Origin of the sequence: Enterococcus italicus (genome assembly GCF_023743875.1) — a bacterium.
In the GTDB taxonomy this organism is placed as follows: domain Bacteria; phylum Bacillota; class Bacilli; order Lactobacillales; family Enterococcaceae; genus Enterococcus_G; species Enterococcus_G italicus.
The window spans coordinates 1,118,408-1,133,310 of the sequence record NZ_JAMRVB010000001.1 but is presented as its reverse complement, the minus strand read 5'-3'; the positions used below and the strand labels follow the sequence as shown (position 1 = coordinate 1,133,310).

General features: G+C 39.8%; 15 protein-coding genes. 12 read left to right on the top strand and 3 right to left on the bottom strand.

All coding sequences use genetic code 11. The annotated features are described in order from the left end of the window. Positions 1–41 precede the first annotated feature (41 nt). The 3 genes from NE257_RS05435 to NE257_RS05425 all read left to right on the top strand — a co-directional run bounded on the left by NE257_RS05435 (position 42) and on the right by NE257_RS05425 (position 3,897). A complete protein-coding gene (locus tag NE257_RS05435) occupies positions 42–248 on the top strand; it encodes a YneF family protein (RefSeq protein ID WP_007208069.1) in 207 nt (68 codons plus the stop codon). 119 nt (positions 249–367) lie between these two features. After that, the gene (locus NE257_RS05430) at positions 368–2,122 is read left to right on the top strand and encodes an ABC transporter ATP-binding protein (RefSeq protein WP_251851741.1); all 1,755 of its coding nucleotides are present in this window, start codon (positions 368–370) and stop codon (positions 2,120–2,122) included. After that, positions 2,122–3,897 (top strand): ABC transporter ATP-binding protein, encoded by a 1,776-nt coding sequence (locus NE257_RS05425; protein WP_251851740.1) that lies wholly within the window; start codon positions 2,122–2,124, stop codon positions 3,895–3,897. The genes NE257_RS05430 and NE257_RS05425 overlap by 1 nt, the downstream gene beginning before the upstream one ends. Positions 3,898–4,030: 133 nt before the next feature. Here NE257_RS05425 and NE257_RS05420 read toward each other — a convergent pair whose 3' ends face one another. Then, complete coding sequence (locus tag NE257_RS05420) at positions 4,031–4,507, bottom strand: glutathione peroxidase (protein WP_251869701.1); 477 nt, start codon at positions 4,505–4,507, stop codon at positions 4,031–4,033. 34 nt (positions 4,508–4,541) lie between these two features. Then, a complete protein-coding gene (locus NE257_RS05415; protein ID WP_251854992.1) occupies positions 4,542–5,921 on the bottom strand; it encodes an MATE family efflux transporter in 1,380 nt (459 codons plus the stop codon). A gap of 173 nt (positions 5,922–6,094) precedes the next feature. Between NE257_RS05415 and trxB the strand changes: the two genes are divergently transcribed. From trxB to thrB, 5 genes are all read left to right on the top strand, one after another. Next, positions 6,095–7,021, top strand: a complete 927-nt coding sequence (gene trxB / locus NE257_RS05410; RefSeq protein ID WP_040366461.1) for a thioredoxin-disulfide reductase — start codon at positions 6,095–6,097, stop codon at positions 7,019–7,021. A gap of 97 nt (positions 7,022–7,118) precedes the next feature. Then, positions 7,119–8,849, top strand: coding sequence for a phospho-sugar mutase (locus NE257_RS05405; protein ID WP_251885962.1), 1,731 nt, complete (start codon positions 7,119–7,121; stop codon positions 8,847–8,849). A gap of 46 nt (positions 8,850–8,895) precedes the next feature. Further along, complete coding sequence (locus NE257_RS05400) at positions 8,896–9,189, top strand: ArsR/SmtB family transcription factor (RefSeq protein ID WP_040366462.1); 294 nt, start codon at positions 8,896–8,898, stop codon at positions 9,187–9,189. A gap of 124 nt (positions 9,190–9,313) precedes the next feature. Continuing rightward, positions 9,314–10,585, top strand: coding sequence for a homoserine dehydrogenase (locus tag NE257_RS05395; RefSeq protein WP_251885961.1), 1,272 nt, complete (start codon positions 9,314–9,316; stop codon positions 10,583–10,585). Between the two features lie 22 nt (positions 10,586–10,607). Then, the gene (thrB, locus tag NE257_RS05390; RefSeq protein ID WP_251885960.1) at positions 10,608–11,486 is read left to right on the top strand and encodes a homoserine kinase; all 879 of its coding nucleotides are present in this window, start codon (positions 10,608–10,610) and stop codon (positions 11,484–11,486) included. A 67-nt stretch (positions 11,487–11,553) separates the two neighbouring features. On the opposite strand, the gene NE257_RS05385 is transcribed toward thrB, so the two are convergent. Next, the gene (locus NE257_RS05385) at positions 11,554–12,414 is read right to left on the bottom strand and encodes a pyruvate, water dikinase regulatory protein (RefSeq protein WP_007208079.1); all 861 of its coding nucleotides are present in this window, start codon (positions 12,412–12,414) and stop codon (positions 11,554–11,556) included. 98 nt (positions 12,415–12,512) lie between these two features. On the opposite strand from NE257_RS05385, the gene NE257_RS05380 reads away from it, so the two are divergent. From NE257_RS05380 to NE257_RS05365, 4 genes are all read left to right on the top strand, one after another. Further along, positions 12,513–12,947: a Fur family transcriptional regulator gene (locus tag NE257_RS05380; protein ID WP_007208080.1), complete on the top strand. Its 435-nt coding sequence runs from the start codon at positions 12,513–12,515 to the stop codon at positions 12,945–12,947. Positions 12,948–13,120: 173 nt separating this feature from the next. Beyond that, the gene (gene rpsU, locus NE257_RS05375; RefSeq protein WP_002356740.1) at positions 13,121–13,297 is read left to right on the top strand and encodes a 30S ribosomal protein S21; all 177 of its coding nucleotides are present in this window, start codon (positions 13,121–13,123) and stop codon (positions 13,295–13,297) included. Positions 13,298–13,327: 30 nt separating this feature from the next. Continuing rightward, positions 13,328–13,774 (top strand): GatB/YqeY domain-containing protein, encoded by a 447-nt coding sequence (locus NE257_RS05370; protein ID WP_251851735.1) that lies wholly within the window; start codon positions 13,328–13,330, stop codon positions 13,772–13,774. A 136-nt stretch (positions 13,775–13,910) separates the two neighbouring features. Beyond that, on the top strand, positions 13,911–14,891 hold the full coding sequence (locus NE257_RS05365) for a PhoH family protein (protein ID WP_251851734.1): 981 nt from the start codon (positions 13,911–13,913) through the stop codon (positions 14,889–14,891). Positions 14,892–14,903: the final 12 nt, after the last annotated feature.

Here is a 14,903-nt window from a genome sequence, read left to right as displayed (position 1 = left end):
ATGGGTGGGAAGAGATTGTTTAGAAAGGAGTTCGAGTCACTATGATGTATGTAATCGTCGCTATTATTGCATTGGCTGTCGGAGCAATTGGTGGGTTCTTTTATGCACGTAAATATATGAAAGATTACTTAAAGAAAAATCCTCCTGTCAATGAGGATATGCTGCGTTCAATGATGATGTCAATGGGTCAAAAACCATCTGAAAAGAAAATCCGTCAAATGATGCAACAAATGAAAAATCAAAACTAAGTCGCTATGACTATTTGAAGTGAACATGCGACATAACCCAAACAAGATAGAATGTTTCGGCGTTCTATCTTGTTTGGTTATTTTGTTGTAAAAATGTTTTGCAAGAAGGGAGACGCACAGTGTCAATTTTTAAAAAGTTAGGTTGGTTTTTTAAACAAGAGAAAAAACATTATGCAATCGGCGTTTTCTCTTTGGTTGTGGTCGCAATCGTCCAAGTATTACCACCCAAAATAATTGGTTTGATCATTGATGAAATTGATCAGAAACGATTAACAAGGCAAACGTTATTGATTTGGATTGGTGTGCTCATACTAGCTGCGTTCACACAATACGGGTTCCGTTTTATTTGGCGCACAAATATTTGGGGCAGTGCCGCTAAGTTAGAACGGTCTTTAAGGAGTCAACTGTTTCACCATTTTACAAAAATGGATCATCTTTTCTTCCAAACCCATCGAACAGGAGACTTGATGGCTCATGCGACCAATGATGTCAGCGCTGTGCAAAATGTTGCTGGAGCGGGGATACTGACATTTGCTGATTCATTAATCACAGGGATATCGACCATTGTTGCAATGGTTTTATTTGTTGACTGGCGCTTAACGATATTAGCGATGATTCCACTGCCACTTTTGGCAGTGACTTCGCGCGTGTTGGGATCAAAAATTCATGTCGCTTTTCGCGATGCTCAGGCGGCGTTTTCAGATATTAATGATAAAACGCAAGAAAGTATCACGGGCATGAAAGTCATTAAAACGTTTGGTCAAGAAGAAGAGGATATCGCTGACTTTGAAGAGAAAATCCAACGAGTGGTTCAAAAAAATCGCAGAGTGAATCGGTATGACGCGTTGTTTGATCCATGTATTACAGCTATTATCGGAATTTCTTACGTCCTGACGATTTGGTTAGGTGGGCGCTATGTCATGGCTCATACGATTTCGGTCGGGCAGTTGGTCTCCTTTATTAGTTACATTGGTATGCTCGTATGGCCGATGTTTGCGATTGGTCGCTTATTTAACGTCCTGGAGAGAGGGAATGCTAGCTACGATCGAATTGAAGAACTACTAGCAGAAGAAACCCATATCATTGAAGAGGAATATGGCATAGCGACTCGTGCCAAAGGGGATATCGTGGTAGATATCAAGTCATTTGCTTACCCAGACTACCCAGACCAAGTTGTATTAAAGGATATCGCCCTGAAATTGGATGAAGGTAAGACGCTGGGGATTGTGGGTAAGACGGGTGCTGGTAAAACCACGCTCTTAAAACTTTTTTTACGTGAATACGATGACTATCAAGGGTCCATTTTGTTTGGTGAGCATGATATTAAAGCCTACCGACTGCAGGCTTTATTAGCAGCGATTGGCTATGTGCCACAAGATCACTTTTTATTTTCGATGACCATTCGGGACAACATTCGGTTTGCTGCGCCCAAATCTACGCAAACGATGGTCGAAGAAGTCGCAAAACTCGCTGCAATACATGAAGACATTCAGGCATTTGTGCAAGGGTATGATACCTTGGTTGGTGAACGAGGCGTCTCGCTGTCAGGTGGGCAAAAACAGCGAATTTCCATCGCGCGTTCATTAATCACAAAACCAGAATTGTTGATATTAGATGACGCTTTGTCAGCTGTAGATGCGAAAACGGAAGAAGCCATTTTGCAGCATCTTCAAGCACGCACGAAGCGACAAACGACCATCATCACTGCTCACAGATTAAGCAGTGTAATGCATGCAGATGAGATTATTGTCATGGATCAAGGTACGATTGTTGAACGAGGGACACATAGTCAATTATTAGCGAATCACGGATGGTATGCACAAATGTGGAGCAAGCAACAATTAGAAGCAAAAATAGAGCGAGGTGAACAATAATGCAAAAAAGCGAATGGTCAAAAGAATTGACGCTTAAAGAACAAGTGACCATTATTCGGCGTATGTTGCCCTATGCTAAGCCTTATCGACGATCTTTTTTTGTGGCGATTGGCTTGGCTTTAGGAGTCTCTATTGTGAACATTTTATTACCAAAAGTCCTCCAATATTTGATAGACAACTATCTGACTTCTTTTTCTGCTACCGGTCAAGTTATCTTTGGTTTTGGCTTATTGTATCTTTTTGGGACAATCGTTAAAGCGTGTATGCTATTTTTTCAAAGTTATATGTATGCGAATGCTTCTACCCGTACATTGAATCATATTCGTATAGAGCTTTTCAAAAAAATCCATACGTTAGGGATGCGCTATTTTGATCAAACACCGGCTGGCTCGATTGTCTCACGGGTATCAAATGATACGGAAACCTTGAATGAATTTTGGTATGTCTTTATGACGGTCATCACAGGTATCTTTGCAGTTGTTTCCTCATTTATTGCCATGATACAAATCAATATCAAAATTGGGCTTGCGATGCTCGTATTTTTACCGATTTTGTTGTTTATCATTGGGTATTATCAAAAGTACAGTTCACGTATCTATCGACAAATGCGGGAACGACTGAGTGATTTAAATACCAAGCTAAACGAATCGATTTCCGGTATGGCGATTATTCAACAATTTCACCAAGAAGCACGGCTAAACCAAGAGTTTGACGAAACCAATAATGAGTATCTAGCAAGTCGGTATGCGATGATTCGTACGAACTCATTACTATTAGCGCCAATCATCAATCTTTTGTATGCTCTAGCAGTGGCTGCTTCGTTGTCACTTTTCGGAATCAACGCTACGCACCATTTGGTAGAAGTGGGTCTAATTTATGCGTTTGTTACGTATGTTTCGAGTTTTTTCAATCCAATGACGCAAATGATGGATTCATTAAGTGTCTTTACTGATGGGATTGTTGCCAGTAGCCGCATCCTAAAAATTATGGATCATCAAGAATTGGCTCCAGCTGCATTTGAAGATGCCACTGATTCGATAGTCGACGGAAAAGTTGAGTTTCGAGATGTCACGTTTGCTTATAACCCAGGGCAACCAGTCTTAAAGAATATTTCGTTTGTTGTCAATCCCGGAGAAACAATGGCGTTTGTCGGTCACACTGGTAGTGGCAAGAGTTCCATTATTAATAGTTTGATGCGTTTCTATGAAATTGAATCTGGCCAAATTTTACTCGATGACAAAGACATTCGTTGCTATCCAATCGAGGAATTACGCAAAAAAATTGGCTTGGTCTTACAAGATGCGTTTTTATTTTATGGAGATATTACCGATAATATTCGCCTTCGAGATTCTTCCATCACGCAAGAACAAGTCCAAGAGGCTGCTCGTTTTGTTCAAGCAGATCAATTTATTGAAAAGCTACCGGGATCGTATCAGGCCAAAGTAATCGAACGCGGGGCCAGTTACTCGAGTGGTCAAAGGCAATTACTTTCATTTGCCCGCACGATTGTCACGAATCCCAAGATTTTAATTTTAGATGAAGCGACAGCCAATATTGACACAGAGACCGAATCAGCTATTCAAGAAGGCCTAGAGAATATGCGAAAGAATCGGACAACGATCGCCATTGCGCACCGCCTATCAACAATTAAAGATGCTAATATGATTCTAGTATTAGATAAAGGCATCATCGTCGAACAAGGGACGCATGAGACGCTACTTGCTCAAGATGGCTTATATGCGGACATGTACCGACTGCAAAGCGAAGAAATCTAACTATCACTTATTCCTTACAGAGAGTATTCTATAAGGATCAGAAAAAAAGACCATGAAATTCAAAAGATTGAGAAACAACTTCTGAATTTTATGGTCTTTTTGTGTATAGCTACAGTCTTCAATGTATATCATTTTAGTCATGTAATAGTTTTTCAATCATTGGTTTTGCTTCAAGTGGTGAAGTCTTCGGACCGTAACGGTTAACAACAGTGCCGGTCTTATCAACTAAAAATTTCGTGAAGTTCCATTTGATGTCTTTGGTTAAAACACCTGGTTGCTGCTCCTTTAGATACGTAAAGAGTGGATTAGTGTCAGGGCCGTTGACAGCTATTAGTTCATGGATGGGAAACGTGACACCATAGTTTAATTGACAGCTTTCTTTTGCTTGTTGGCCATCAGTCAGTTCTTGGTGAAATTGATTGGAAGGAAAGCCCAGCACGACGAATCCATCGTCTTTGTATTGTTGATACAATGCTTCCAGTTCCTTGAATTGACCGCGCAAGCCACATTTTGAGGCCGTATTGACAATCAGTAGTACTTTGCCTTGATACTTTTCTAAAGAATACTCTTTGCCAGAAGCTAGACGAACTTGAAATTGATAAATCGACATAATCAGCGCCTCCTTTTTGTCAATCATACCGCGATTAAGACAAATCGACAATGGGTTTTTCCTCAGCAGTCACGACGGCCTTGGACTTCCAGACACCAGACCGCCAACGATTAATCATCAGACAACTCCTTAGAAATTCATCAATCGCATACGCAATCCACACACCGACTAATCCAAAGCCAAAACGAATTGCCAAAAGATATGAAAATGGCAAGCTGATTAGCCACAGAACGATTAAACTACAGATTAATGGAAACTTCACATCGCCGCTAGCATTTAAAGAACCGACCAGAATCATATTGACTGAGCGAACTGCTTCTAAAATAATCTCGACTAAGAAGACTTCTTTTGAGATGGCAATAACTTCAGGATTGGTGGTGAAGATTCCCATGATTGGTTCGATAAAGACATAGGTCAATACACAAATCATAATCGAAGCCAATACACCAATGACAGTCGAACGCATGCCACGCTTGTACGCACGCTGAAATTCTCCTGCGCCAACGCTGCGACCAATCATTATCTGATTCCCTTGACTAATTGCTGCTGCAATTAGATAGACAAATTGGGAGATTGCTGTAATGTATGATTTTGCAATTAAGACACTGGCACCTAGTGAAGCGACAATCATCGTCACGACTACTTGTGCTCCTTGATAGGATAAGGACTCACCAGAAGAAGGGAGACCGTATGTTAATATTTGCTTGATTCTCGCTCCTGAAAAATCTTTGAGGGAGAGGTCACGAATGGAAAAGCGAATGTGTTTCTTTAGTAATGAGAAGGCAATAATCAGGCCGATTGTATTACCAATCACACTGGACCATGCAAGTCCGCTTACGCCGAAATTCGGTAAGCCAAAGGGACTATATAGCGCTACATAGTTTCCTATGACAGCAAGAATACTTGCGACCATTGGTACAAGTAGGGCAGGCTGAGTATAGCCGTGCGTACGTAAGATGGCGATGATGACAGCTGAGACAGCTGAGACAAACAAGCTACCACCAAAAATTTGTAAATAACTTTTGCCAATTGTAATCAATTCAGGTTCAAGATTCATAAACTGCAAAAGCTGAGATGAGAAGAGAATGAAAACAAGGCTAATCAAAAAGCCAATCCCTAGCGCACCGAACAATGAAGTGTTGATGACTTGTTTGACGGACGCTATTTTTTTGGCACCTAAGTACTGTGCAATCAAAATTTGGGTCCCGACTGTGACAAAGCCATATACAAAAATCGATAAATTCAGTAGTTGATTCGCTGCACCAATCGAAGCGACAGCAGGTTCAGAGTAATGTGAAATCATCCAGACGTTAATATTGCCGATAACAACGCGCAAGAAAAATTCAATAAAAATAGGCCAACTTAAAAAAAGTAACTCTTTGTCAGAAGGCGTGACTAATTTTGCTCTTGTCAAAAGTAAAAACCTCTCTTATAGTTTAATAATTATAACGTCTAGGAAATTTTACCTGACTGAAAAGCAAAGTCAATAATTATGAAAGAAATGTTAGTATATTTAAGCAGATTAGTTGTAAATTTTACTTTAAATAAGTAAAGTTGGAAACAGAAATCAATTTGGAGGGTACAAAGATGAACGATGTAATTATAATTGGAGCGGGGCCTGCGGGAATGACAGCCGCACTATATGCCGCTCGTGCCAATTTAACAGTAGTGATGATTGAACGTGGCGCACCCGGTGGCCAAATGAATAACACAGCAGAAGTAGAAAACTATCCAGGATTTGATTCAATCTTAGGACCTGAGTTGGCATATAAAATGTATGAGAATGCGACTAAGTTTGGCGTAGAAAATGCATACGGTATCGTAAAAGAAATCAAGGATTGTGGCTCTTATAAAGAAGTCGTGACCGATGACCAGACGTACCAAGCAAAAACAGTCATCATTGCGACTGGTTGTGACCATCGTAAATTAGGCATACCAGGTGAAGACGAGTATGCTGGTCGTGGCGTTTCTTATTGTGCCGTTTGTGATGGTGCCTTTTTCCGCGAGCGAAAATTAGTTGTTGTTGGTGGTGGAGACTCTGCTGTAGAAGAAGCTCTATATTTAACTCAGTTTGCATCAGAAGTGGTAATTATTCATCGCCGTGATCAACTACGAGCACAAAAAATTATTCAAGATCGGGCCTTTGCCAATGAAAAAATTTCCTTTATTTGGGATTCCGTTGTCGAAGAAATTACTGGTAACGATCGTGTCGTAGAATCAGTGAAAATTAAAAATGTTCAAACGGGTGAAGAATCTTCAGTAGCTGCTGGCGGTGTATTTATCTATGTTGGCCTAGATCCATTAACAGAGCCATTTCAATCAGCGGGTATATTAAATGAAAATGGCTGGATTCCTACAAATGAAGAGATGGAAACAAGCATTCCTGGTGTCTTCGCGGTTGGCGATGTTCGCGAGAAGAACTTACGACAAATTACTACAGCTGTTGGTGAAGGAAGTATTGCTGGTCAAAACGTTTTCTCGTATATCGAAACGTTAAAAGATATGCAAAAATAGTATCACGCGGCTGTCATAAGTGACAGTCGTTTTTTTATAGGACGGAATGAAAATCAGTGGTATAATAAGCATGATTAAATGAGAAAGGGTGTTTTATATGACTTGGCAAGATGTCTATCAACAATGGAATAACGAAGCAACATTAGAACCCACCTTAAAAAAACAATTGGAAGAGCTAGCGACTGATCCTGAAGCTTTAGAAGATGCGTTTTATGCGCCGCTTGAATTTGGTACGGCTGGGATGCGTGGGATATTAGGTCCTGGTATTAATCGAATGAATATCTATACTGTCAGACAAGCAACAGAAGGTTTGGCATTATTTATCGACACACAAGATGCAGAAACGAAAAAAAGAGGCGTTGCGATTGCTTATGATTCGCGTCATTTTTCAGAAGCATTTGCCATGGAAGCGGCACGTACGTTAGCCCAACATGATATCCCTTCATATGTCTTTGAATCACTAAGACCAACACCGGAGCTTTCATTTGCTGTAAGAGAGTTAAAGGCATTTGCCGGTATTATGATTACAGCTTCTCACAATCCAGCTGCTTACAATGGCTACAAAGTATATGGCGAAGATGGCGGTCAAATGCCACCGCAAGATGCAGATGCTTTGACAACATTTGTTCGTGGTATCGAAAACCCATTAGAAATTCCAATCTTATCGGAAGAAGAAGTGGAAACGAGTGGCTTGATTCAAATCATTGGTGAACAAGTCGACCAAGCATACTTAGAACAAGTTAAAAAAGTAACGATAAATTCTGAATTAGTAAAAGAAATGGGCAAAGACTTAAAGCTTGTCTACACACCACTACATGGTACAGGTAGAATGCTAGGAGAAAAAGCATTAAAACAAGCTGGCTTTGAAAAATTTTTGATTGAACCCCATCAAGGTATCCCTGATCCAGACTTTTCAACAGTAAAATCTCCTAATCCAGAAGAGGCTGGGGCATTTGAATACGCCATGAAATTAGGAAAAAAAGAAAATGCTGATGTATTAATCGCGACTGATCCCGACGCTGACCGTCTAGGAGCCGCAGTCCGTATGCCAAATGGTGACTACCAAGTATTAACAGGAAACCAAATCGGCGCCATTTTCATCCATTATATTTTAGAAGCTCATAAGCAAGCCAACACATTGCCAGAAGATGCAGTGGTTATTAAATCGATCGTATCTAGTGAATTACCGACTGCTATTGCGAATCACTATGGCGTTGAGATGCTGAACGTCTTGACTGGTTTTAAATTTATTGCAGAAAAGATTCAACAATTTGAAGAAGACCATTCGCATACTTTTATGTTTGGGTTTGAAGAAAGCTATGGCTACCTGGTGAAATCTTTTGTTCGTGACAAAGATGCCATTCAAGCTTTGGTCTTATTAGCAGAAGTAGCAGCATATTACAAAAAAGCGGATAAAACATTGTATGATGCATTACAAGAAATTTTTGAAACATATGGTTACTACAAAGAAAAAACAATTTCTGTAACGATGAGCGGACAAGAGGGGGCAAGTAAAATCGCTGCGTTGATGACTCGTTTCCGTAACGAAGCACCAAGTGAATTTGCCGGTGCTACAGTAGAAGTTACCGAAGACTTTAAAGAATTAACAAAAGTAAATCACCAAACCAATAGCACTGAAAAAATGACAACACCACCTTCTAATGTATTGAAATATATCTTAGCAGATGGTAGTTGGATTGCTGTACGTCCTTCTGGTACAGAACCAAAAATTAAGTTCTATATTGGTGTGAAAGCATCCTCACAAGCGGAAGCTGAAGAAAAAGTAGCTAGCTTAGAAGACGCAATTAATGAAATAACAAACGCTTAAAGGTATAATCTATATCACGTTGACAAAAAGTGATAAGGAGAACGAAATGAAAGAAGTATCCGACAAAGAATTCGAACGTGTCAGTCAAATCTATAAACTATTAAGCGATGTGACTAGACTCAAAATTTTATTATTATTGGAAGATGGCGAGTTAAATGTGACAGCCATTGCCACTCACTTGGCAATGGAGCAATCTGCCGTATCCCATCAATTAAAACTATTACGTGAGAATCAAATTGTAAAAAATCGTCGTGAAGGTAAAACAATCTTATATAGTCTTGATGATGGTCATGTTTTGGCAATCTTGACGAAGACATTCGATCATGTGCGCCACAACTGATAGAGTAAAGAAAACTGGGAATTTTATAAAAATTCCTAGTTTTTTTTTGAAGAGTTTGGTATGCTAAGTGAAATTATGAGAAAATGATGAAAGTTATCAAGATGACTTTCAGTTAGGAGTTAATATGGAAGGCAAGAAGTTACGCATCGCAATGCTTGGTCTCGGATCTGTCGGTAGTAAAGTGGTTGAATTGGTCACGAAAAATTCTGAATACCTTTATCAAAGGACCGGTGTCCAAGTGGAAATCGTCTATGGACTAGTTCGTTCCATCTTAGAAGAAGATAAGAAAAAGTTAGCAAAAAACTATCAGTTTCAACTGACGGATTCATATGATGATATTTTGTCTGATGACTCAATCGATGTTGTCGTTGAATTAATCGGTCGCGTGTCACCGGCAAAAGAATACATTGTTCGTGCCCTAAAAGCAAAAAAACAAGTGGTGACAGCGAATAAAGATGTGATGGCTCAATATGCTCATGAGCTATTACCACTTGCCAATCAACATGGCGTGACGATTGGGTACGAGGCCAGCGTGGCAGGGGGAATCCCAATTGTCAATCCATTGAAGACACAATTTTCTCTGGATACAATCACTAGCATTCGCGGAATTTTAAATGGGACGACGAACTTCATCTTGACTAAAATGTTGAATGAATCTTTAAGTTATGAGGAAGCGTTGACTTTAGCACAAGAATTAGGTTTTGCCGAATCTGATCCTACAAACGATGTAGAAGGAATCGATGCCGCCTATAAAGTAATGATTCTAGCCCAACTTGCTTACCATGTTTATCCTAAGATGGAAGACGTTCAAATCGATGGAATTACGGCCATTCACCCCGCTCAGTTAGCAGTAGCCAAGCAATTTGGCTATAAAATCAAATTATTAGGTGAAGTAAAAGCAATAGGTAATGAGCTTAGTTTACGAGTAGCTCCTGCCTTGGTTTCAGATCAAACATCTTTAGCTTTGATTGACAATGAGACCAACGCTTTACAAGTCAATAGTACGCAGATTGGGCAATCTTTCCTTAGTGGACCTGGAGCGGGAGCAGCTCCGACAGCTACGAGTGTCTTAGCAGATATTCAAGCCCTAATTAAAAAGAAAGAACTAGGGACAAGCAATCAATTTGCTCCTGTATTTTTTGAAAACCTAGAGTTTACCTTTTTAGCTGAGTCACCTGCAGAAAAAATGGGGATTGTCATGAAGAAAGCTAATGCTTCTCAAAAATTCACCAATGATCAACTCGCAGATATTCAGTCCATTCATCATGTGAGCATAGCAGATGATGCATATGAGTGGCTCGTGACGAATCCATTAACTAGTGAACAACTTCATGACTTACTAGAAAGTTTAAATAAAATGGGCTCAGTTTTGGGCGCCTTACCGTTTGTAGACTAGCTTAAGAAAGAGGGTAACAACTTTGATAATTCGTGTTCCTGCGACGAGTGCCAATTTAGGTCCTGGGTTTGATTCTTGTGGTATCGCGGTCGCTCGTTATTTGACGATTGAGGTAAAAGAGCAACAAGACAGTTGGTTCATTGACCATCAGCTAGGAGCTGAAGTACCCACAGACGAAACCAACTTGTTACTAACAACAGCATTAAGTATTTGTCCTGCAATCGCACCACATCGACTTGTGATGCAATCAGAGATTCCGTTAGCGAGAGGGTTGGGGAGTAGTTCATCGGTGATTGTCGCCGGAATTGAGCTTGCCAATCAGCTAGGAAATCTAAATCTTACTCCTCAAAAAAAATTAGAATTGGCAACGGCAATCGAAGGACATCCGGATAATGTCGCTCCGGCTATATTTGGTGATTTTGTGGTTTCGACTTACTTTCCAGAGCGGAGTGAACGAACGGTCGTTTCTGTGAAGCACCAGTTTCCTGACTGTGGCGTGATTGCCTACATTCCAAAGGTTGAACTGCTAACCAAAACTAGCCGCAATGTCTTGCCACAGACATTTGCATTTAAAGAAGCGGTCGAAGCAAGTGCGATCGCCAATGTCATGATTGCGGCAATTATTCAAGGAGATTTAGCAGTTGCTGGTGAGATGATGTCTGCGGATCGTTGGCATGAACCGTATCGCAATTCATTGGTTCCACATTTACAATCAGTGAAAGATAGCTGCTTAGCTTTAGGAGCCTATGCCTGTTTTTTGAGTGGTGCGGGACCAACCGTCTTAATCTTGACGCCGCTTGATAAGAGGGATACGATTGTCAAAAAGTTACAAGATTCGGCTTCTGATGCTGCTGAAATTGCACCATTATCGATTGACCGGATAGGGGTTCATGTAAGGTAAATAAAGACGATTTTGCGCTGTTAAACAGAAATGTGTTTAACGGAGCAAAATCGCCTTTTTAATTTTCTTAGAAAGGGTGGACAGCATCATCATTATCAGAAATATAATAACTATGATCTTCAAGTTTTAAGGCATTTAGAATCATTGAGGCTGTTTCTTCAATCGATAGAGTGGCGACGTTGATTATCACACACCCAATTTTTTGATAAAGCTCATTAGCAAATGCCAATTCTTCACGGATTTTGTCAATATTGGCATATGCTGAGTCAGGATTTAAGCCATAGCTGATCATTCGTTCTTTACGAATCGAATTTAACATATCCGGATCATTGGTCAAGCCGACAATTTTTTTAGGATCGACTTCCCAAATTTGTTTCGGGATATGAGCTTGAGGAACAATCGGTAAGTTTGCTACTTTTAAATTCTTATTAGCTAAAAAAAGACTCAATGGTGTCTTTGATGTGCGAGAGACACCTAATAAGATAATGTCAGCTTCGAGAAAGCCGCGAGGATCTTTGCCGTCATCATATTTAACTGCAAATTCCATCGCCTTGATTCGGCGGAAATAGTTTTCATTTAGATGATGAAGTGCGCCTGGTTCCCGACTTGGGAGGATCCCTGTTCGACGAGTCACTTCGTCTACAGTAGGCGTTAAGACATCAATATTATACAAACCACTTTGCTCACAAAAGTCATTGGTCAGCTCGACTAAATTTTCGCTAATCAACGTATGAAGGATGATACCATTGACTTCTTTTGCATCGGCTAATGTTTTAATGAGTGCCTCTCTAGAACGGATAAAAGTTCTTCGATACAAACAAAAATTCACTGATGGAAATTGCGCCATTGTAGCTTGTGCTAGTTTTGTTGCTGTTTCACCTGCAGAATCAGAAATGACGAAGAGATTAATTGTTTCTTTGTTTTCCATAAAATCGCCTCACTTGCATTCTTTTTCCATCTATTATACCATAGCTTTAAATTTGTGAAACGTAAGCATTATGATTTAGAAAATACAGAGGTTAATTTATGGAAAAACAGATACCAGCCATCGAACACGCATGGCATATTTTAAAAGAAAAAGGCTATAAGTATACTAAAAAAAGAGAGGCGCTACTTTTTTATTTGGCGCAAAAAAATCGCTACCTACCTGCTAGAAAAGTTTATGACGAAATGAGTGAGCAATTTCCTGGCTATAGCTACGATACAATTTATCGCAATTTACATGATTTTTCTGATTTAGGTATTCTAGAGAAGACAGATTTAAATGGTGAAATGCAATTTCGTTTTCATTGCCAACATCATGGTATTGGCGAACATCATCACCATTTTATTTGTTCCGTCTGTGGCAAGACCAAAGAATTAGATGCGTGCCCAATGGATATATTTGAAGAGCAATTAGCTGGTTGCAAGATCGAAGGGCATCGTTTTGAAATCTATGGGCGTTGCGAAGAGTGTCAATAAGCACCAAAGATAACACCATTTAATAAAATTCATGTTTTATTGAAAACAATACCAAAGAACAACTTGACAGAAAAATAGTCTTTCGTTATAATTTTTTAAGGACAGTGTGCGTTATTGAAACTATTTCAATAACAAAAACGGTTACTTTTTAAGCTCGGAGGGAGGGAATTTATATGTCAAAAACAGTGGTTCGCAAAAATGAATCTCTTGACGATGCTCTTCGTCGCTTCAAACGTTCCGTGTCAAAAGCAGGTACTTTACAAGAATCTCGCAAACGTGAATTCTATGAAAAACCAAGTGTGAAACGTAAGAAAAAATCTGAAGCAGCTAGAAAACGTAAAAAATTCTAAGTTTGCTGCGAAAGAACTGGAGTTGGTAGTGTGTCACTACTAAATACGTTGAATGATGACATGAAAACGGCGATGAAGGCGAAGGACAAAGAGACATTAACCGTCATTCGCATGTTGAAAGCATCACTACAGAATGAAAAAATCAAGATTGGCCGCGATTTGAATGATGAGGAAGAGTTGACAATTCTTGCAAGAGAAATGAAACAACGTCGGGACTCATTAACTGAATTTGAAAAAGCAGGCAGAGAAGATCTTGTTGAAAAAGTAAAAAGTGAAATTACGATTGTTGAACAGTATCTTCCAGAGCAATTGACTCTTGAAGAGATTCATAGCATTGTCGCACAAGCTATCGAAAAAACAGGCGCCAGTTCCGTCAAAGAATTTGGTAAAGTGATGGGAGTAGTTATGCCACAAGTTAAAGGCAAAGCTGATGGGAATCAAGTAAATGTCGTTGTGAAAGAACGTTTAGACAAGTAATATGACACGCCGCAGACATTTGTTCTGCGGCTTTTTCATGTAGGTGCGGTTAGTTGATAGGAAAAGTAATCTCTTTTGAAACAAGATATGGTATGATGATACTGAATAAATTTAGAACCAAAGGAGCGATTTTTTTTTGCAAGATAACCAATACTCAAGAGAAATTCATTTACAGTCGACTGATGATTTTGCATTGTTAGTTGGCACGCATGACAAACATGTGAAGTTAGTTGAAGAAAATACCAATACACAGATTCGTGCTCGTGGGGAAATTGTTCAAATAATCGGTACCGAACACGATGTAGCAAATGCAGAACAAGTCTTCCAAGTCCTTTTAACACTAATCAATCGAGGAATTAACATTAATACAGCAGATGTCGTTAGCGCATTAAATTTTATGAATCAAGGGAAGTTACCTTCCTTTCTAGCGATGTACGAAGAAGAGATTATGAAAGATCGCGCCGGAAAAGCGATCCGACCAAAGACAATTGGTCAATCACATTATATTACCGCTGTTCGCCGGCATGATGTTGTCTTTGGAATTGGACCAGCTGGGACTGGGAAAACATTCTTGGCTGTTGTCTTAGCTATTGCGGCTTTAAAAAAAGGTCAAGTCGAAAAAATTATCCTCACACGACCAGCTGTAGAAGCTGGTGAAAAATTAGGCTTTTTACCCGGCGATTTAAAAGAGAAGGTCGATCCATATCTTCGTCCCGTGTATGATGCACTCTACCAAGTGTTCGGTATCGATCATACCAATCGCCTGATGGAGCGCGGCATAATCGAAATTGCCCCTCTTGCCTATATGCGTGGACGGACACTAGAGAATGCCTTTGTAATTTTAGATGAGGCCCAAAATACGACAATTGCTCAGATGAAAATGTTTTTGACACGGTTAGGATTTCATTCAAAGATGATTGTTAATGGTGATGCTAGCCAAATTGACTTGCCACGAGGAGTAACGAGTGGCTTAATTCATGCACAACAAACATTGCAAGGTATTAAGCAAATTGACTTTGTTCACTTTGATGCAGCAGATGTTGTGCGTCATCCAGTGGTAGCAGAAATTATTCGAGCATATGAAAATGAAACAACGGAACAACTGGAACAAGAATAGGAGGAAGCAGTC